The organism is Priestia aryabhattai (assembly GCF_023715685.1).
Taxonomy (GTDB): Bacteria; Bacillota; Bacilli; order Bacillales; family Bacillaceae_H; genus Priestia; species Priestia aryabhattai_B.
In genome coordinates, this window is record NZ_JAMBOQ010000001.1 from 928,616 (window position 1) to 949,411 (window position 20,796).

The 20,796-nt window shown below is 38.8% G+C and carries 19 protein-coding genes; 2 read left to right on the forward strand and 17 right to left on the reverse strand.

The annotated features are described in order from the left end of the window. Positions 1 to 13: 13 nt before the first annotated feature. The 15 genes from floA to gpr form a co-directional block, all read right to left on the reverse strand. The gene (floA, locus tag M3225_RS04835; protein ID WP_013059234.1) at positions 14 to 997 is read right to left on the reverse strand and encodes a flotillin-like protein FloA; all 984 of its coding nucleotides are present in this window, start codon (positions 995 to 997) and stop codon (positions 14 to 16) included. After that, positions 997 to 2,328, reverse strand: coding sequence for an NfeD family protein (locus M3225_RS04840; protein ID WP_251391439.1), 1,332 nt, complete (start codon positions 2,326 to 2,328; stop codon positions 997 to 999). Before M3225_RS04840 ends, floA begins: the two co-directional genes overlap by 1 nt. Positions 2,329 to 2,507: 179 nt before the next feature. Beyond that, the gene (locus tag M3225_RS04845) at positions 2,508 to 2,951 is read right to left on the reverse strand and encodes a GatB/YqeY domain-containing protein (protein WP_013059236.1); all 444 of its coding nucleotides are present in this window, start codon (positions 2,949 to 2,951) and stop codon (positions 2,508 to 2,510) included. A gap of 15 nt (positions 2,952 to 2,966) precedes the next feature. Then, entirely contained in the window at positions 2,967 to 3,140 is a 174-nt protein-coding gene (rpsU, locus tag M3225_RS04850) for a 30S ribosomal protein S21 (protein WP_013059237.1), read from the reverse strand. A 226-nt stretch (positions 3,141 to 3,366) separates the two neighbouring features. Next, a complete protein-coding gene (gene mtaB, locus M3225_RS04855) occupies positions 3,367 to 4,725 on the reverse strand; it encodes a tRNA (N(6)-L-threonylcarbamoyladenosine(37)-C(2))-methylthiotransferase MtaB (RefSeq protein ID WP_251391441.1) in 1,359 nt (452 codons plus the stop codon). 5 nt (positions 4,726 to 4,730) lie between these two features. Then, positions 4,731 to 5,483 (reverse strand): 16S rRNA (uracil(1498)-N(3))-methyltransferase, encoded by a 753-nt coding sequence (locus tag M3225_RS04860; RefSeq protein ID WP_251391444.1) that lies wholly within the window; start codon positions 5,481 to 5,483, stop codon positions 4,731 to 4,733. A 19-nt stretch (positions 5,484 to 5,502) separates the two neighbouring features. Next, the gene (gene prmA / locus M3225_RS04865) at positions 5,503 to 6,444 is read right to left on the reverse strand and encodes a 50S ribosomal protein L11 methyltransferase (RefSeq protein WP_251391862.1); all 942 of its coding nucleotides are present in this window, start codon (positions 6,442 to 6,444) and stop codon (positions 5,503 to 5,505) included. Between the two features lie 117 nt (positions 6,445 to 6,561). Beyond that, entirely contained in the window at positions 6,562 to 7,692 is a 1,131-nt protein-coding gene (gene dnaJ / locus M3225_RS04870; protein WP_251391446.1) for a molecular chaperone DnaJ, read from the reverse strand. A 234-nt stretch (positions 7,693 to 7,926) separates the two neighbouring features. After that, positions 7,927 to 9,744 (reverse strand): molecular chaperone DnaK, encoded by a 1,818-nt coding sequence (gene dnaK / locus M3225_RS04875; RefSeq protein WP_251391448.1) that lies wholly within the window; start codon positions 9,742 to 9,744, stop codon positions 7,927 to 7,929. A 30-nt stretch (positions 9,745 to 9,774) separates the two neighbouring features. Continuing rightward, positions 9,775 to 10,335, reverse strand: a complete 561-nt coding sequence (gene grpE / locus M3225_RS04880; protein ID WP_116073711.1) for a nucleotide exchange factor GrpE — start codon at positions 10,333 to 10,335, stop codon at positions 9,775 to 9,777. Positions 10,336 to 10,440: 105 nt separating this feature from the next. Beyond that, positions 10,441 to 11,469 (reverse strand): heat-inducible transcriptional repressor HrcA, encoded by a 1,029-nt coding sequence (gene hrcA / locus M3225_RS04885; protein ID WP_251391449.1) that lies wholly within the window; start codon positions 11,467 to 11,469, stop codon positions 10,441 to 10,443. Between the two features lie 91 nt (positions 11,470 to 11,560). Further along, positions 11,561 to 12,700, reverse strand: coding sequence for a radical SAM family heme chaperone HemW (hemW, locus tag M3225_RS04890; RefSeq protein WP_251391451.1), 1,140 nt, complete (start codon positions 12,698 to 12,700; stop codon positions 11,561 to 11,563). A 175-nt stretch (positions 12,701 to 12,875) separates the two neighbouring features. After that, complete coding sequence (lepA, locus tag M3225_RS04895) at positions 12,876 to 14,699, reverse strand: translation elongation factor 4 (protein ID WP_251391452.1); 1,824 nt, start codon at positions 14,697 to 14,699, stop codon at positions 12,876 to 12,878. A gap of 128 nt (positions 14,700 to 14,827) precedes the next feature. Beyond that, positions 14,828 to 15,163 carry a DUF3679 domain-containing protein gene (locus tag M3225_RS04900; RefSeq protein WP_251391453.1) on the reverse strand — a complete coding sequence of 112 codons (336 nt, stop codon included), beginning with the start codon at positions 15,161 to 15,163 and terminating at the stop codon, positions 14,828 to 14,830. Positions 15,164 to 15,248: 85 nt separating this feature from the next. Continuing rightward, positions 15,249 to 16,361: a GPR endopeptidase gene (gpr, locus tag M3225_RS04905; protein ID WP_251391454.1), complete on the reverse strand. Its 1,113-nt coding sequence runs from the start codon at positions 16,359 to 16,361 to the stop codon at positions 15,249 to 15,251. A 256-nt stretch (positions 16,362 to 16,617) separates the two neighbouring features. On the opposite strand from gpr, the gene rpsT reads away from it, so the two are divergent. Continuing rightward, positions 16,618 to 16,884 carry a 30S ribosomal protein S20 gene (gene rpsT, locus M3225_RS04910; RefSeq protein ID WP_013059249.1) on the forward strand — a complete coding sequence of 89 codons (267 nt, stop codon included), beginning with the start codon at positions 16,618 to 16,620 and terminating at the stop codon, positions 16,882 to 16,884. A 34-nt stretch (positions 16,885 to 16,918) separates the two neighbouring features. Here the strand turns inward: rpsT and holA are convergent, their stop codons facing one another. Beyond that, positions 16,919 to 17,935 (reverse strand): DNA polymerase III subunit delta, encoded by a 1,017-nt coding sequence (holA, locus tag M3225_RS04915; protein WP_251391455.1) that lies wholly within the window; start codon positions 17,933 to 17,935, stop codon positions 16,919 to 16,921. Between the two features lie 327 nt (positions 17,936 to 18,262). Here holA and M3225_RS04920 point away from each other — a divergent pair, with 327 nt between their 5' ends. After that, the gene (locus M3225_RS04920) at positions 18,263 to 18,397 is read left to right on the forward strand and encodes a YqzM family protein (protein WP_013059251.1); all 135 of its coding nucleotides are present in this window, start codon (positions 18,263 to 18,265) and stop codon (positions 18,395 to 18,397) included. A 57-nt stretch (positions 18,398 to 18,454) separates the two neighbouring features. Here the strand turns inward: M3225_RS04920 and M3225_RS04925 are convergent, their stop codons facing one another. Then, positions 18,455 to 20,746 (reverse strand): DNA internalization-related competence protein ComEC/Rec2, encoded by a 2,292-nt coding sequence (locus M3225_RS04925; protein WP_251391456.1) that lies wholly within the window; start codon positions 20,744 to 20,746, stop codon positions 18,455 to 18,457. Between the last annotated feature and the right edge of the window lie 50 nt (positions 20,747 to 20,796).

The following is a 20,796-nucleotide window of genomic DNA, read 5'->3' on the forward strand; positions in this document are numbered from 1 at the left end:
TTAAGCTGATTCATTATTTCTCATCGTCTTCTTTAGACATTTTTCCAATTGAATCACGCATATCCGTATCAGCAGTCAAGTTTTGAATGTTCATATAATCCATGACGCCAATATTGCCAGAGCGCAGAGCTTCTGCCATCGCTAACGGTACTTCTGCTTCTGCTTCTACTACTTTTGCACGCATTTCTTCTACTTTTGCACGCATTTCTTGTTCTTGAGCAACGGCCATTGCACGACGTTCTTCGGCTTTTGCTTGTGCAATATTTTTATCTGCTTCTGCTTGGTCTGTTTGAAGAACTGCCCCAATATTTTTACCAATATCGATGTCAGCAATATCAATAGATAGGATTTCAAACGCTGTCCCTGAATCCAACCCTTTTCCTAAAACGGTTTGAGAAATCATATCAGGATTTTCCAATACTTTTTTGTGATCTTTTTGTGAACCGATTGTAGAAACAATCCCCTCACCAACACGGGCAATAATCGTTTCTTCTCCAGCTCCCCCTACTAGTCGATCAATGTTTGCACGAACGGTAATTCGAGCTTTTGCTTTGACTTCAATTCCATCCATAGCCACCCCTGCAATAAAGGGTGTTTCAATAACTTTTGGATTAACGCTCATTTGTACAGCTTCTAGTACATCACGGCCCGCTAAGTCGATAGCTGCTCCCCGCTCAAATGTTAACTCAATATTTGCTCGATGCGCTGCAATCAACGCATTTACAACGCGGTCAACGTTACCGCCTGCTAAATAGTGGCTTTCTAATTGATTAATGGTAATACCTAAACCTGCTTTACTTGCTTTAATTAACGGGTTTACAACGCGAGATGGTATCACTCGACGAAGTCTCATTCCGACCAGTGTGAAAATACTAATACGAACGCCTGCTGCTAATGCTGAGATCCATAGCATAATCGGTACAAAAGTGAAAAAAACAGCTAAAGCAATAATTGCTAGACCAATAACTACAAAAAACAATACGCTACCTACTTCCATTAATTAAGGTCCTCCTTTTTCAAAGGCTCTGTGAGCTTCCGCACCACAACCCTTGATCCCTCTACTTTTATAATATTTACTAACACATCTTTGTCTAAATATCCGCCTTCAGTGACTACATCCACATACTCTTCATCGATGAGCACGGTACCTGAAGGACGCAGCGGTGTTGTTGTTTTACCTTGTTTTCCTATTAATTCATAACGATTTTGATTCGACACATAACCAGATTCGGTATTAAGTGAATCATTAAGCACCATTTTTTTGAAAGGTGTAAGCTTTCTTTTAAAAAATTTCATCATCACAAACGCACCTCCCAGTGCCACCACTATTGCAATTACAAGAGAAATTCCCATTTCGACATTATTATCTGTTGACATAAAAAAACTTAAAATGATAGCTCCAAGCCCTAGTAATCCTAAAACTCCGCCTGGTACTACAATCTCTAACAGAAGCAGTATAATCCCTGCTATAAATAAAACAAGCGCTTCCATTCCAGCTAATCCTGCTACCATATGACCATAGAAAAATAAAAGAAGTGAAGCTATTCCAATAGAGCCCGCAATACCAAATGAAGGCGTAAACAATTCAATTACAATTCCTAAAGCACCAATAGATAATAAAATAGGAACAACAAGCGGATGGGTAAGAAAACGAGCAATTTGTTCACTTACACTCATTTTCGCATACGTCAGTTTAGCATCTTCATAGCCAAGTACGCTCAGGAGGTCGTCTAAATTTTTTACAGTCCCTTCTGAATAACCAACTTGCTCGGCTTGCTTCGGAGTGAGCGTCAACAATTCGTTTCCTTTTAAGTTGAGCTCAGGTATTACCATCTTTGTATTTGCCATCGCTTCTGCATATTTAGGGTTTCGGTTATTTTGTTCTGCTGCGCTCTTCATAGCCGATAACCAGTAGGACTGAGCTTTTTTTCCTGCTGTATTTCCCTTTTGGTCAATCACAGCTGCCGATCCCATTGTAGAACCGGGTGTCATGTAAATTTGATCGGCGTTAAGTGCAATATACGCCCCGGCTGATAATGCTTTTTTATCGACAAAAGCAGCGGTAGGAATAGGTGTTGAGGTTAAGCTTTTAGCTATTTCAGAAGCTGCATCTACAGCTCCTCCAGGAGTATCTATGTCCAATATAATCAAATCTGCACCGTCATTTTCCGCATCTTCAATGGATCTGTTTAGAAAAGAAAGCAGTCCATTTTCTACCGTTTTATTTACAGGAATAACGTGTACGCGCTTCACATCAGCGGTGCTAATAGTGGGGAATAACCCAGTGGCTAAGATAAGAAAGCACACGAAAGAAAATAAGGTTTTCACCGAATACACTTCCCTCCTTCCATAGATAGTATGAGTATGTACCTGTATATACGAATAACTTTAACAATAGTTTCAAATTTTTTAAAATTTATCTATTTTATTCTTTGCAACAGAAAAAACAAAACTTAAGTTCGATTATTATCCATATAAAAAACACCTTACACAAGGTAAGGTGTTTTTTATGATAAGTGTTGAAGGACAAGCTTATTAACAAGAGAGCCATCCGCTTTGCCTTTTACTTTCGGCATAAGCGCTCCCATAACTTTCCCCATATCAGCTTTAGAGGAAGACTGCGTTTCTTCAATCGTCGTTTTAATAATTTCAGATAACTCTTCTTCAGTTAGCTGTTTAGGAGCGTAAACTTCTAAAACCGCTAATTCAGAATGAATTTTATCAACAAGATCTTGACGACCTGCTTTCTCAAATTCATGGAGGGAGTCTTTACGTTGTTTGAATTCGCGAGAAATAACCGTCAACTCGTCTGCTTCAGTTAGGTCAGTTCCTAACTTAATGGCTTCGTTTTGAAGAGATGCTTTGACCATACGAATGACCCCAAGCTTCTCTTTCTCTTTGTTTTTCATCGCTTGTTTCATATCACTATTTAAACGCTCGAGAAGACTCATAAATCCACCCTCTTATTAGAACTTGCGTTTTCTAGCAGCTTCAGATTTCTTCTTACGCTTTACGCTAGGCTTTTCATAGAATTCGCGCTTTCTTGCTTCTTGTAACGTACCAGTTTTTGAAACTGAACGTTTGAAGCGACGAAGAGCATCTTCAAGCGATTCGTTTTTACGAACAACTGTTCTTGACATTCTAATTCCCTCCCTCCGAACAAAACCACTAACATCATAATGAAATGACATGTTAGACATGTCTTTTGCAATTATAATATAATGATTCCTTAAGGTCAACCGCTTTACATAAAGTAATGCAGTTATTCCCTCTTTATTTTATGAACTTTCTTGATAAAACATTACTCGTTCAGCTTTTTTATACGTATGAAAAAAGCTGCGTAAACACGCAGCTTTTAAATAAGCATTATGAGCTCATTTTTACCTGATCTTGAAGATGAATATCATCTAACACACGGACAAACTCACCTTCGTTGTAAGGATATCCAGCTTTTGTAATTTTAACTTTTACAAGCTTTCCAACCATTTCTTCAGACGCTTTAAACACAACCTTTAAGTAGTTATCAGTATATCCTACATATAAACCACTTTCAGGTTCTTCTTTATATTTTTCTTCCGGAATTACTTCTAGTACTTCTCCTTCAAACGTTGAAGCATATTCTTTTGCCAATTGATTTGAAAGTTCAATTAAACGATGCACACGTTCATTTTTTACTTCTTCATCAATTTGGTCATTCATACGAGCTGCTGGCGTACCTGTACGTTTAGAATAAGGAAATACGTGAAGCTCCGAAAAACCGTGCTCTTTAATAAAGTTATACGTCTCCATAAACTCTTCTTCTGTCTCGCCTGGGAAGCCAACAATCACATCTGATGTAATCGCTAATCCAGGAAGAGCTTCTTTCAGACGGTTTAATCGCTCACCAAAGAACTCCATTGTGTACTTACGGCGCATACGCTTCAATACCGTATTTGAACCTGATTGAAGAGGAATATGCAAATGGCGGACAACCATTTCTGATTGATCTAGTACCTCAATAACTTCGTCCGTAATTTGACTTGCTTCAATTGATGAAATACGAATGCGTTTTAATCCTTTTACTTGAGACTCTAAATCACGAAGCAGCTGTGCAAGATTGTAATCTTTCATATCTTCTCCGTATCCACCAGTGTGAATACCTGTTAACACGATTTCTTTATATCCCGCATCCACTAGCTGCTGTGCTTGTGCTACTACTTCTTTAGGATCACGAGATCTCATTAAACCGCGTGCCCATGGAATAATACAGAATGTACAGAAGTTGTTACAGCCTTCTTGAATTTTTAACGAAGCACGCGTACGGTCTGTAAATGCCGGTACATCTAGCTCTTCATATACGCGTGTTTTCATAATGTTTCCTACACCGTTAATCGGTTGACGCTCTTTCTTAAATTGTTCAATATAATCAAGCATCTTGACACGATCTTGTGTACCTACTACGATATCAACACCAGGAATTTCCATAATTTCAGCAGGGGAAGTTTGGGCATAACATCCAGTAACGCAAATAACCGCATCTGGATTTTTTCGCACAGCTCTGCGAATAACTTGACGGCTTTTTTTATCTCCTGTATTTGTTACCGTACATGTATTAATTACATATACATCGGCAGTTTGTTCATATTCAACACGCTCATAGCCTTGGCCTTTGAACAATTGCCAGATTGCTTCTGTTTCATAGTGATTTACTTTACACCCTAGCGTGTGAAAAGCAACTGTTGACATAATCGTCACCTCATTAACTCAGTTTGATAGGATATAGCAGACAGCGCATATAAAGGGGCTGTTTCTGCTCGTAAAATTCGCGGACCAAATCCGCTTATTGTAAATTCATTTTCTTCTAATACTTCTACTTCCTGCTCGGTCAAACCACCTTCAGGGCCTACAACAACAAGCAAGGAATTGCCGGGCTTCAAAGATGAAAGAACAGCGTGTAGATGAGATGTTTCTCCTTGCTTTGCTCTTTCTTCATAGGCTACAACTTTATGAGTATAATCACCGCTAATTTCTATTAGTTTTTTAAAAGAAATTGGGGTTTCTACTGCTGGTACAATCGTACGATGAGATTGTTCTGCAGCCTCTTTAGCAATCTTGTTCCAGCGATCTAATTTTTTTTGACTCTTTTTATCATCCCATTTAACAACTGAACGAGCCGCAATAAAAGGGATAAACCTATACGCCCCAAGTTCTGTCCCTTTTTGGATAATAAGCTCGAGCTTATCCCCTTTAGGCAGACCGTTCACGATTGTAACATGGACTGGAAGCTCTTTTTCTTCGCTTATCCATTCTATAATAGATGCTTTCACTTCGTTAGCGGAAATATTTTCAATTTCACACAAAGCAGCTTGACCCTGTTCATTACAGGCAATAAACTGTGATCCTTCATTCATTCTCATGACACGTGAGATATGATGGGCATCATCACCTGTCACTATGACACTTTGCTCTTGAAATTGATCATTTGGTAGAAAATAACGTTGCATCTTGGCACCTTCTCACTTGTTAAGCTTGTTTTTGCGCAATAATTGCTACCCAGTCTTCCATAAGCGTTACTTCTTGAATAACAAAGCCCGCTCCCATTAACGCTTTTTTGACATCTTCTTTTTTCGCACTAATAATACCTGACGTAATGAACATGCCTCCTGGCTTTAATACCTTTGCAGCATCGTCTACAAAACGAACGATTACTTCAGCTAGAATATTCGCCACAACAATGTCAACCGGTCCTTCTATACCTTGCAATAAGTTGTTTTGACCTACTGTTACGATATTTCCAACTTGATTCAGTTCAATATTTTCGCGGGCAGAACGTACGGCTACTTCATCAAGGTCTAGGGCTTGTACATCACTTGCTCCTAACAGAGCTGCGCCAATACTCAGCACTCCTGAACCTGTACCCACGTCGATAACAGTATCTCCTGCTTTCACTGTTCTTTCCAATGCTTGAAGGGACATAACTGTCGTTGGATGTGTACCTGTACCAAAAGCCATTCCGGGATCAAGCTCAATAATCAACTCATCTGTGCTTACTTTTTCATAGTTTTCCCAAGTTGGTACAATCGTAAAACGCTCTGAAATTTTCACGGGGTGGTAATATTTTTTCCAAGCGGTGGCCCACTCTTCCTCGTTCACTTCACTGATTGTAACTTTGTTAGCTCCTAAATCAAAATCGTAAACAAGCAGTCCATTAATTTCTTTTTTGATACCATCCACAGTTTCTGCTAAAAAGCTGTTAACTGGAAGATATGCTTTAATCACGACACCTTCTTCTGGGTAGTCTTCTACGTTTAAATCGTAGATTTCACCAAAAGTTGTATCTCTGTCCTTCACTAAATCAGCAGGATCTTCAATGACTACCCCGCTAGCTCCTGATTCATGTAAAATATGAGAGATGGGTTCAATTGCTTCTTGCGCTGTATGAATACAAATTTCAGACCATTTCATTGCTACCAACTTCATCCTTTCTGCCTTCAGTAATATAAGATTTTAAATATGAACATGACAGATGACAGGTTGGCAAAGTACCTTTACCAACCTGTCTCTGTTTACTATGAAAGACAATTATTCTCCTTTAATTGCTCGTTTTACTTTTGCAAAAAAGGAATCATGCTGCTCATCAACGGCTTCTTGACCGCTCAGTTCAGCAAACTCACGCAATAATTGTTTTTGTTTTTCTGATATTTTTGTTGGAGTTACAACTCGAACGTGAATATGCTGATCTCCTTGACCATATCCTCGTACGTTTGCCACACCTTTTCCTTTTAAACGGAATTTTGTTCCCGTTTGTGTACCAGCAGGAATCTTTAGCTTCACCTTGCCATGTAGAGTTGGTACTTCTACTTCATCGCCTAGCGCTGCCTGAGCAAACGTTAAAGGCATTTCGCAGTAGATATCGTCTCCATCACGTTCAAAGAATTCATGAGTGCGCACGTGGAACACTACGTATAAATCTCCCGGAGGGCCACCATTTACCCCTGGTTCTCCTTGAGCACTTACGCGCAGCTGTTGACCATCATCTACACCAGCTGGGATTTTAACATTAATTTTACGTCGTTTTGTTACTTTACCGTCACCGTGGCACGTTGCACATTTGTCTTTAATGATTTTTCCCGTACCATTACAATGATGACATGCACGTCGATTTACCACGCGGCCAAACGGCGTGTTTTGTTCAACGTTTAACTGACCTGAACCATTACAGTGCGAACATGTATCGACTTTTGTTCCAGGTTTTGCACCTGAGCCGTGACATGTTTCACACGTTTCTTCACGTGGAATTTCAATTGTTGTTTCTTTTCCGAAAACAGCTTCCTCAAAAGAAAGTGTCATCGTATATTGTAAATCGGCACCTTGTCTCGGAGCATTAGGGTCACGTCTGCGACCACCACCACCAAAGATTGAACTGAAAATATCTTCAAAGCCGAAGCCGCCAAAGTCTGAACCGCCTCCACCAAAGCCGCCAAAGCCTTGATTTGGATCAGTATGACCAAATTGATCGTAATGTGCTTTTTTTTGGTCATCACTCAATACTTCATATGCTTCTTTTACTTCTTTAAATTTGTCAGCAGCATCTTCCGCTTTGTTAATATCTGGATGATATTGTTTAGAAAGCTTGCGGTATGCTTTTTTTATTTCATCTTTTGTAGCGCTCTTACTGATACCGAGTACTTCATAGTAATCTCGCTTACTCATCAATACTCACTCCCGAATCGTTTCACATAAACGTAATTGTATCATCATTAATAATTCCATAGCAACATAAAAGTTACTTTCCATTGCTCCCGTGCACGTAGAGAGCTAAGGGAAAAACTTTCCCTTTCGCTTTTCCACGTTAAAAAAGTCAAAGCCAAGAAATAAGCTTGACTTTGACTTTTAAAAAGATGTGAATCGCACCATGGCGTCATTCACGTTAGTCGTCAAGATGCATTATTTTTTGTCGTCGTTTACTTCTTCAAACTCTGCATCTACAACATCATCATTTTGAGCGCCTTGTTCACCTGCTTGCTGAGCTTGTTGAGCTTGCTCATACAATTTTACAGTTAACGCTTGAACGATTTCTTGAAGCTCATCTTTTTTCGCTTTGATTTCTTCAAGGTCATTCTTTTCAATCGCAGCTTTTAAAGCATCTTTTGCTTCGTTAGCTTTTGTTACTTCAGCTTCTTCTACTTTTCCTTCAAGATCTTTTAATGTTTTTTCAGTTGTGAACACTAATTGATCTGCTTCATTGCGTAGTTCCACTTCTTCTTTACGTTGCTTATCAGCATCTGCGTTTTCTTCCGCTTCTTTTACCATGCGGTCGATTTCGTCATCTGATAAACCTGTTGAAGATTTAATTGTAATAGCTTGCTCTTTGTTTGTACCTAAATCTTTTGCACGAACGTTTACGATACCGTTTTTGTCAATATCGAATGATACTTCGATTTGAGGTACTCCGCGTGGTGCAGGTGGAATATCTGTTAATTGGAAACGACCCAGTGTTTTGTTGTCTGCAGACATTGGACGCTCACCTTGAAGAACATGAATATCTACAGCCGTTTGGTTATCTGCAGCCGTTGAGAATACTTGTGATTTACTTGTTGGAATCGTCGTATTACGCTCAATTAGCTTTGTAAATACGCCACCCATTGTTTCGATACCTAGTGATAAAGGCGTTACGTCTAGTAATACAACGTCTTTTACATCACCAGTTAATACGCCACCTTGAATTGCTGCACCAAGTGCAACTACTTCATCAGGGTTTACACCTTTATGAGGATCTTGACCAGTTTCTTTTTTGATTGCTTCTTGTACCGCTGGGATACGAGTTGAACCACCAACTAAGATTACTTTATCAAGTTCGCTTGCAGAAAGACCTGCATCTTTTAAAGCTTGACGCACAGGAGCCATTGTACGCTCTACAAGGCCTGCTGATAACTCGTCAAATTTAGCACGTGATAAAGATACCTCTAAGTGAAGAGGACCAGCTTCTCCAGCAGTGATAAATGGTAAAGAAATTTGTGTAGATGTTACGCCTGATAAATCTTTTTTCGCTTTTTCAGCCGCATCTTTTAGACGTTGAAGCGCCATTTTATCTTTGCTTAAATCAACGCCGTTTTCTTTTTTGAATTCAGCTACTAAATAGTCGATGATCACTTGGTCAAAGTCGTCACCACCAAGGCGGTTGTCACCTGCAGTTGCGCGAACTTCAAATACGCCGTCGCCAAGTTCTAGAATAGATACGTCAAACGTACCGCCACCAAGGTCATAAACTAAAACCGTTTGATCTTCATCTGTTTTTTCTAATCCGTATGCAAGTGCTGCTGCAGTAGGCTCGTTAATAATACGCTCTACTTCTAAACCAGCAATTTTACCAGCATCTTTTGTTGCTTGACGCTCAGCATCATTGAAGTAAGCAGGAACTGTGATAACAGCTTTTGTTACAGGCTCACCTAAATACTCTTCAGCATAACCTTTTAAATGTTGAAGAATGATAGCTGACATTTCTTGAGGCGTGTATTGTTTGCCTTCAGCTTCCACCTTATGGTCTGTACCCATATGACGTTTAACTGAAATAATTGTGTTAGGGTTTGTAATAGCTTGACGTTTCGCTACTTCCCCAACTTGACGCTCACCGTTTTTGAATGCCACAACTGATGGCGTTGTACGGTTTCCTTCTGGATTTGGAATTACTTTTGGTTCGCCGCCTTCTAATACAGCGACACAAGAGTTAGTTGTACCTAAATCGATACCAATGATCTTACTCATTGACAATGACCTCCTTCATAATATGTAGTGTTATTGATTAACTTTAACCATCGCAGGGCGGATGATTTTATCTTTTAATTTATAACCTTTTTGAAGTTCTTCTACTACCGTGTTCGGTTCATATTCATCGTCCTCTACTTGCATCACTGCTTGATGCTCGTATGGATCGAATGTTTTCCCGACTGACTCAATTGCTTCAACACCTTCTTTTTGAAGTGCCTCTACCAATTGACGGTATACCATTTCTACACCTTGTAGCACAGATTTAGTTTGTTCGTCTGCTGTGTTAACTTGTAATGCACGTTCAAAGTTATCAAGTGCTGGTAAAATATCCGAAACCAATGATTGAGCACGGTATTTTTGAGCAGCTTCTGCATCGAGACGTGAACGACGACGGAAATTATCGAAATCAGCTTGTAGACGTAAGTAGCGATTCTCTTCTTCTTCAAGCTGTTGCTTTAATTGATCATTTTCTTGTTGAAGAGGGTTTACTTCCTCAGACGCCTCAGCTTCAGTTGCTTCAGCAGCTTCTGTTTGAACTTCTTCAACCACTTCTTCGTTTTGTTCTTCTACTTGCTTTTCGTTTGACAATTCATTCACCTCCCTTAAATGTTTACACACATTTTCACATTTTAAACAACGATTTTTATTTTATCACAGGGAAAGGATGGAAGTAATATATTCCACCCAATTCCTTTATTCTTTATACAAGTTTGTTAACATTTGAGACATATCTGATGACAGCAGTGTAAGCAAACTAATCACACGCGCATATTCCATGCGGGTCGGTCCTAGTATAGCAATTGTGCCAAGCTGTTCGTGACCAAATGAATAAGTAGCTGTAATTAAGCTGCACCCTACCATTTCATTCACTTTATTCTCATGACCAATCTTTACATGTATGCCAGCCTCGTTTGGGCTTAGCAGCTGATAAAACTGCTGTTCATGTTCAATAATGTTAAACAGCCCGCGAATTTTATTAAGATCATGAAATTCCGGCTGAGCAAACATATTCGTTTTGCCGCCAACTACTAATTTGCCATTCATGTTGAGCTTTAATGCATCATTGAGTATATCCATCGTCTGCTCATACCCTTGAATATGGCTTTTTAAGAGCGTCGCTACTTCTTTGTACATTTTATCATGTAAATCAGTAATACGGACGCCGATGAGCTTTTCGTTCAAAATGTTAACCATCTTTTCAATATCGGAAGGTTGAATACTGCTCGGTAGCGTAATCGTCCGACTTTCAACGTGTCCTGTATCTGTCACAATAATCGCAACAGCTGACTGAGCCGTTAAAGGTAAAATCTGCAGTTGTTTTAACTTATGGCTGACCGCTTTTGGTCCTAGCACAATGGACGTTAAACTCGTTAAATCAGATAAAATTTGCGCTGACTTTTGAACGAGCTGCTCCAGTTCTACAATGCGTTCAGCAAATACCGAACGTACCGTAGAAACATCGCTTGCTTTCAAGTGCTGCGGGGACACTAGATGATCAACATAATAACGATAACCTTTCTCAGACGGAACGCGCCCTGAAGAAGTATGAGTTTTTTCAATAAATCCAAGTTCTTCTAGGTCTGACATTTCATTACGAATCGTAGCCGAACTAAAATTAAACTCTTCTTTCTTAGATAATGTTCGAGAGCCTACCGGCTGCGCAGATCGAATGAAATCATCAATAATAACTTGTAAAATTAATAACTGTCGATCAGTAAGCACGCTTCATCACCTCTGTTAGCACTCTAAAACTCTGAGTGCTAAATCTAATAATAAATTACCAAATCACTATAGCGATGTCAACGATTTGATATTAGATTATCCCAATAAAGGCTTGAAAAACTTCATTCCCCAAAAATCGACCATTGTGTGTTAAAAAGACTGAGCTATTGTCTTCACCCAAAAGTCCTCTCTCTTTATATTCTTGAATAGGTTCTCCAAATACATCTTTTAATTCTCGATTGAATTTTCGCTTAAACTCCTCTTTTGAGACTCCTTTCGTTTTACGAAGGCCCAAAAACATTTCTTCTTCCATTTTTTCCGTTTCGGTCACACTTACTTCATTGAGATATGCATTTCCTGTTTGCTCGACTGAATCAATGTACTTTTTTAATGGTCCAATATTTGCTCGTCTTATTCCGTCAATATAGCTATGTGCTCCTGCGCCAATTCCGTAATAATCGTCGTTGTCCCAATATGTTAGGTTATGAATGCTCTCGTAGCCTAGCTTTGCGAAATTACTGATTTCATATTGATGAAACCCTTGTTTGTCCATTTCTTTCATAAGCAGCTCATACATAGCTGCTTCTTCTTCCTGAGCAGGCAGCGGCAGCTTCCCTTTGTTCATTAAATTATAAAATACCGTTTTAGGTTCAATAATTAACGAATAGGCAGACATATGCTCTACCTCTAATGAAAAAGCGGTTTGAAGCGTATCAGAGAAATCAGCTACCGTTTGTTCCGGCAAGCTATAAATTAAGTCTAAGCTTATATTCGACATTCCAATCTTTCTAGCTTGCTCAACACAATCAAATACCTGTCTATTTGAATGCACACGTCCAATTTTCTCCAATAATCTTTCATTAAACGTTTGCACACCAATGCTTAAACGATTCACGCCATAGTCATGGAGAAGCTGAAGCTTTTCTTTCGTCAATTCATTCGGATTCGCTTCAAATGTAAACTCACCTTTCTCGTCATAAGGAAGATACATACGAATGGATTCTAAAAAATACTCTAGCTGCTGTTCATCTAACGCTGTAGGCGTTCCACCTCCAACGAATATCGTGTTTAAATTGTTCGTGGGATAATGTTCAACTGTTTGTTTCATTTCTTCTCGCATGCTTTCTAAATACGGCATAACAGGCTGATTTTTGAAAAACACTTTATTAAAGTCACAATAGTGACAAATATGATGACAAAACGGGATATGCAGATATGCTGCCTTCACCATGGACTTTCACCTCAATCACATTTATAAATGATAAAAATACCGCAGAGTCTCTCTGCGGTATTTTTATCTATGTTCGTTCACACTTATTTACAGCGCTCAAAACTCTTTACTATCGTATCAGATTAGCTTCATTTTCAAAACTAATTTGACATGTTAAATAATAGAATTTCAGCTATTAATCTTCGTCCATGCGAAGCACAGCCATAAATGCTTCCTGCGGTACTTCAACAGAACCGACCTGCTTCATACGTTTTTTACCTTCTTTTTGCTTTTCAAGAAGTTTACGTTTACGAGAGATATCTCCGCCGTAACATTTTGCTAAAACGTTTTTGCGAATGGCTTTAATTGTTGAACGCGCCACAATTTTTTGACCGATTGCCGCTTGAATCGGCACTTCGAACTGTTGACGTGGAATAAGCTCTTTAAGCTTTTCTACAATGACTTTACCACGATCGTAAGCTGAATCTCTGTGAACGATAAACGACAGCGCATCGACCGTTTCACCGTTTAAGAGAATATCCATCTTCACAAGCTTCGAAGGCTGATATCCGATAAGCTCGTAATCAAACGACGCATAGCCTTTTGTATTTGATTTTAATTGATCAAAGAAATCATATACAATTTCAGCTAGCGGAATTTCGTATACAATACTAACGCGATTAGCATCCAAGTACTGCATATCAATAAAGTTACCTCGCTTCTTCTGACAAAGCTCCATCACAGCACCAACATAATCGTTTGGTACCATCATCGTTGCCTTCACATACGGTTCTTCCACACGTTCAATTTTTTGTGGGTCCGGCATATTAGAAGGGTTATCTACAGACAGATGAGTCTCGTCTGTTAAATACACGTCATAAATAACGCTTGGAGCTGTTGTAATTAAATCAATTTTAAATTCACGCTCAATACGCTCTTGGATAATTTCCATGTGAAGCAACCCTAAGAATCCACATCGGAAACCAAACCCTAAGGCCTGAGACGTCTCTGGTTCAAACTGAAGTGCAGAGTCATTTAGCTCTAACTTTTCTAGTGCTTCACGAAGATCGTTGTACTTCGCTGTATCAATCGGATACAGTCCGCAGTATACCATTGGATTCAGACGACGATAACCAGGAAGAGGTTCACTTGCTCCGTTTTTAGCAAGAGTAATCGTATCCCCTACTCGCGTATCTCCAACGTTTTTAATAGCTGCTGTTAAAAATCCTACGTCGCCAACAGAAAGTTCATCTTTAGCAACGGCTTTTGGCGTTAACACACCTAGCTCCGTTACCTCAAACTCTTTTCCTGTTGCCATCATTTTAATTTTGTCGCCTACTTTTACTCGTCCCTGTACGATACGAATAGATGCAACTACACCTCGGTATGCATCATAAAACGAATCAAAGATTAGTGCTTGAAGCGGTGCATCTGGATCGCCTTCAGGAGCAGGAACTTTTTCCACAATTTGTTCTAAAATCTCTTCAATTCCAATTCCTGCTTTAGCTGAAGCTAATACAGCTTCAGACGCATCTAGGCCAATTACGTCTTCAACCTCTTGGCGCACTCGCTCTGGCTCTGCGCTCGGCAGGTCAATCTTATTAATGACAGGTAAAATTTCAAGGTTGTTATCAAGCGCTAAATATACGTTTGCTAGTGTTTGGGCTTCAATACCTTGAGCTGCATCTACTACTAGAATAGCACCTTCACACGCGGCTAAACTTCGCGACACTTCATATGTAAAATCGACGTGTCCCGGTGTATCAATTAGATGAAAAGTATACTCTTCTCCATCTTTTGCTGTGTATTGAAGCTGCACAGCATTTAATTTAATGGTAATTCCACGTTCACGTTCTAAATCCATCGAATCTAAAAGCTGAGCTTTCATTTCTCGCTGTGTTAATGCATTTGTTTTTTCTAAAATACGGTCTGCTAATGTTGACTTACCGTGGTCTATATGAGCAATAATCGAAAAGTTTCTGATTTTCGATTGTCGTTTCAATCTTGCTTCTCTATCCATATTTTTTTCACTCCTACTGAAAATCGGCAAAATACACTAAATTAAATTATAACAACACATTCGTCAACATTCAATAAGCATTCCATTAGGGATTTTTCCATACAAAAAAGCAGAAAGAGATTCTGCTTTTAATTAAAAAGATGATGGATAGCCTCGAAAGCTTTTCCTATTGTACTTTTCACGCCTTCAGCTAGACTTTGACCTAGCGACGAGAAAAAGTTAAAAGCCTTTCGTTTTTCTAAAAACTGCTGTTTTTCATCGATGTTCACGACTTTTTTTGAACCTAAAATAGCAGCTTTCACCTGACCATTTGACGTTTTAGACACATTAATAACATGTTCAATAGAAGGATCATTATATCCCTTCATTTTAATTAACCCTTGCTGAGCCGTCTGCATTCCTAAAAACACGACACACAGTAAAAAAACGGTTAGCACTACTGATTTTAAAGTAAATTTAATCATATTATCAGGCCCCTTACTTCTCTATCTTCTGTAGGTACTAACCATTATGACTATATTCTGAAGAACTCATTCATCTAAAAGCGTATTAATGAGTATATGCCCCAAAGTTCTCTTGGTCCACTTCATGATGCAAAGCAGCGTTTAGCCCTCCTGCAACTACATTAGCCATATCTTCAATAAACATATCCACTTCTTTTGGCGTGACCATCAAATTATGACCTAAAGGTGCAAGCACTTCATGAATAAGACGTCTTTTTTCTTCATCGGGAAGAGTGCCAATCATACCGAGATACGTTTGACGCTGCTCTTCATTGGGTAAATCATCCTCCGTGAGCTTCTTTTTTTCTCCAAACGTCATACCAGACGGAAGCAGCGACTTAGACGGCTTTCCCTGCTCTTTCATTTCTCGGCCGAAATGTTTCAAGATAAAGTCAATTGTATCGCTTGTAATGGAGACAGCATCCACCACCGTTGGAATACCTATTGCGATAACTGGAATTCCAAGTGTTTCATAACTAATTTCTTTGCGCTTGTTTCCAACCCCAGATCCCGGATGAATACCTGAATCTGAAATTTGAATAGTAGCATTTACACGTTCAATCGAACGAGCGGCCAGCGCATCGATTGCAATAATAAAATCTGGATTCACTTTCTTTACAACACCAAAGATAATATCACTTGTCTCAATACCCGTCATTCCCATTACTCCCGGAACAATAGCACTAACGGGTCTAAAGCCGTCCTGCACGCTTTCAGGCTGCAACTCAAACAAATGTCTTGTAATCAACAAATTATCTACTGCCTTTGGTCCAAGCGCATCTGGTGTAACGCTTAAGTTTCCAAGACCCACTACAAGACAGCTAGCATCGTCTGGAATGTTGAGGCTTTTAATAAAAAAATTCAGTTCTTTAGCAAATACTTCTTCCATGGCCTCTTGCTTTTCAGTATCCTGCTCGCGAATGCCTACCGATTCAAGCGTTACATATCGGCCTTTTTTCTTACCGATTGCTTCTGCGCCCTCTTCCGTAATTTCTACCATTGAAATTTTGACACCTTGTTCTTCTTTTTCTTTCACAATTACGCCTTTGATTTCTGACTGGTTATTCGATTTAGGCTGGTTTTCTAGCGCTATGTCTTTTGCTTCGACAGCTAAATCCGTACGCACGCTATATTGACTCAAATCAAGTTCTTTTTCCATTTCTTAACCTCCTAGACAATCTTTGTTGAAATTATTGTCACCGAGGACTGGCAGATTCATGCATTTAAGAAATGAAAAGTAGAAGGAAGGGCGCAATATCAGCTACAAGCTTTTGAAGAGAGGTCTGTCATATAAAATTCCTTGTCAAGGCTATTGCATTCTGTCCTTGTGTTTGATAAAATATCTTTTGTTCTTATTGTGAAGAATGTCGAGTTCTATATAATCTCGATTGTTATCATTTCGGGAGGTGAAACGGATGCCAAACATTAAATCAGCTATCAAACGTGTAAAAACTACTGAAGCTCGCCGTGCTCATAACATTCAAGCTAAATCAGCTATGCGTACTGCAATCAAAAACTTTGAAGCTTTAGTTGAAAACAACGATGTAGATAACGCAAAAGCAGCATTTGCTGTTGCTTCTAAAAAATTAGACAAAGCTGCACAATCTGGTATTATCCACAAAAATGCTGCAGCTCGTCAAAAATCTCGCTTAGCAGTAAAACTTAACGGTTTATCAGCATAATTGAGACAAAAACGATCCCATTAGGATCGTTTTTTTATTGCGCTCTTTTTAATAAAAACAGCTGTAAAATAAGCGCTTTATCCATTTTTCCCGTCTTCATTTCATAATCTGCCTCTGCTAAATCCTTTAAAATTCCTTTAAGCTGCTGTTCCTCAAAACTTCTGCTCTGCTGCAAAGCAATTTTTACACGAAACGGATGAACCTTAATTGTTTGGGCAATTTGCTGCTGACCGTACCCTTGGCTAGACAGCTGCTTCGTATGATAAATCAAACGAAACTGCGTCGCTAACAAAGATAAAATTTTAATAGGCTCTTCGTTATTACGCAGTAAATCCTGATACATATTTAAAGCAGTAGAAACCTTTCGCTGAATAACAGCGTCAATAAGCGTAAATACATTTTGTTCAAGCGTTTTTGCCACAAGCTTAAGCACAACTTCTTTTGTAATGACTCCGCCTTGTCCAACGTATAACACCATTTTTTCAATTTCATTTGTCACAAGCGTTACATTAAGACCCACAAGCTGAATAAGCAACGTCACAGCATCTTCATCCATATTCACCTCATCTTTTGAAAGCAAATTATGAACCCACTGTTTCATTTCTTTTTCACCAAATTCGTTCGCTTCGATGTAAGCTGCTTGTTTTTTTAATAATTTTGTTATTTTTTTTCTTTCATCGAGCTTTTCATAAGGGGCTAGTAGAATTAACGTTGAAAAAGACGAGGGCTGCTCGACATATTGCTGAAGTTTTGCTAGATCATGTTCTACTTTATCTTTTGATTTTTCAGCCGTTAAAAATGCTGCATTTTTCGCAACCACTACACGCTTGTCTCCTAAAAAAGGAAGCGTTTCAGCATCTTCTAGAACTTGATCAATCGGTGTTTCTTCTAAATCGTATAGAGACAAGTTAAATTCTTTATCTTCTTCATCCAACGTATAGTCGACGATTTTATCTCTAATCTTTTTACTCATAAATGCATTGACCCCGTGTATTAAGTAAACGGGGGCTATATTATTTTTGGTAATACTTTTTAAGCTATCAACTGCCAACGTATATGCGCTCCTCTTTTTTTATTCATCTATGTTGATTATGTATAGTTATTGATAAACAAAATACAATTTCTATCGTAAAGGTGTTATGAGTTTTTGGCAACAATACAAAAGGAATTGCCTTAAAACGACAATTCCTCAGTTTATGATAAACATCAACAATATAAGCCCTAGGTTACTTAATTGTTAATGATTAAACCCTTATCTCTATTTTCTCCTCATGCTCGTAAAGTATAGTTGTTAACTGTTGTCAGTTTATGAAAACGCTTTTAAATTGTCTAGATTTTTAAAAAAAGTTAGATTATACTGTAAACAGGAGGGGTGTTAATGAACCAATTTGAAGAAAGTGTCCAAAGTAAACGCAACGACGCTGTCGATTCTGCCGTAGGATTTGGTGTTTCATTTGGCTTTTTCACTGCCTTATTTGTTATTGCAACTGTGATTCACTACTTAGGTTCGTAAAATTGCTTCAAGGCTGCTTCTTAGCAGTCTTTTTTAGTTCGTTTTTCTTACTATAGACTATGGAAGTTGCTGCGAAAACGTTCCTGACTTTTTTGTAAATTCATACATCACCCCCCCATCTTCATCTGTTCGATAAATATACACCCCGTAGCTTTTCAGAAGCTGTAAAATTTCTTGATGAGGATGACCATAACGATTTTTTTGCCCCGCTGAAACAAGCGCTACTTTAGGATTTAAATGTTGAACAAACTCTTCTGAAGTTGAGGTTTTACTGCCATGATGTCCAACTTTTAATACATCTGCTTTAAGGTTTGGAAAGTCTTTCAATATTCTTTGTTCTCCTTCTTTTTCTAAATCTCCGGTGAATAGCCATCTTAAATTTCCTAACTTAACGTCTATTACAATTGAGCCGTTGTTGCTCGTTTTTTCAAGACCTGTCGGAGAAATAATCTGAAATAAAATGCCTCCTTCTTGCCAACTATCTCCTTGTTGAACAATTTGAACAGGTACGCTTTGTTTTTGAGCAGCGATCATCAAGTCATTCTCCACATCATTTAATTCTGCTTTTTTCCCAAGTATCAGCTCTCCGACGCTCACTTTTGAAAATAAATGCTGTGCCGCACCTGCGTGATCATAATCACCGTGTGTGATAATCATTTTATCTACCTTTGTAATTCCTTTTGAATGCAAAAAGGGGACAAGCACATCTTCTCCCACGTCAAAAGAGGAACGACGCTTTTGCCATGGTTCTTTTGGAAATGAAACAGTTCCTCCGGTATCGATGATATACACACCTCTTCGATAAGGGAGCTCAATGATAAAGCAGTCTCCTTGTCCTACATCCACCATTGTAACCGTTCCTTTTGGATTCAAATAAGGATACATACATTGTGCGACTAACAAAGCCACGAGAAGAAACATATAGCGAAAGAAAAGTCTCCCTTCTTCGACCGCAACAAATAAAGCATAAATGCATAAGTACATGCCCAAAAACAGCAAAATGTGGGGTTTTCCTGTTACAAAATCAGCGGGAATCCACTCAAATAAGCCAAGCAATTTCTCACAAAAAAGTAAAAGAACATGAAGAATTTGCTCCAGCAATTCACTCACTCCCGGCAAGATGATACGAACAAAAAGAATGAGCAAACAAAGGGGTAACACAACAAGAGAAAACAACGGTACAAAAACCATATTTAATGGCAAACTGAGGAGAGATACTCCATAAAAATAATACAACAATAAAGGAAGTGAACTGACTTGTGCAATCGCTGAAACAGCCATGAGCTGGCTGAAAGAAGAATGAAAACGAGGTAAAATCGTCTGACTCGATAAAATCAATGCAAAACTAACAGCAAAAGAAAGCTGAAATCCTACATCAAATAAATAGTACGGTTTAAAAAGCAGCATGGCCATAAAAGCAAGACTGATGCTATCAACCAAAAGAATTTTCTTTTGTATTTTTATAGATATAAGCATCAGCATGCTCATAAAGACAGCTCGAACAACTGAAGCGCTGCCACCGGCCAAAACCATGTATACAGGAAGAAGCACAAGTAAAAGCGTAATAGCTCGCCCCCGCGTTATTCCAATCCGAATTAGCAAATAAAAACACATCGCTGTCAGCAGTCCAACATGAAGACCTGATATTGCAAGCAAGTGTATTAAACCAAATTGCTGATAGCGCTTGATACTTTCTTCTTCGATGCCGGTGCGCTCGCCGTAAATTAATGCCTGCATAAACCCAGCGCTTGGATTGGACATATTTTGTTGGATATAATTAATTCCTTTTTGACGAATAAAGGTAAGGTACGTAAGGGGAGTTAAAGTAGGGAGCTGACATTTTACCAAATCAAGTCTCTTGACGTTAAGCTGCCAATGAATAGACTGATGGTATAAATATTGCTGATAATCAAATGCATGAAGGTTGCGAGCAGGTGAAGGCGAAGTTAATTGCCCCGCTAGTTGACAAACTTGATGAATCGTTAGCTTTTCGAGCTGCTGTTTCTCTTCCAACGTTTTTAGTTTATAAAAAGCCATGACCTCTTCATTTTGAACCGTAAACCTAAAAGTAAGCTTGTCGCCATCACTATGCGGAACAGATGAAATTTCGCCTGTAAAAGTAGAAGAGTCAGCTAAAAGAACCGTTTTGTTATGCTTGTTTGTCTCAGCTAATAGATAGACGCAAAAAACACTCAACAGTGCAGAAGCAATAACTACTTTCCTCGGACATTGTAGCCATTGAAAAATGAAAAGCACGATTAGCAAAAACAAGCTTGTAGCGGAATGATTATCATATGCATATAAAGCTATCATCATGCTAAAAGCACAGTAAATATAATATCCTTTCACTTTTAGCTCCTTTCTTCTTAAAAAAAAGAGGCTTTTTACTGTTACCGAGT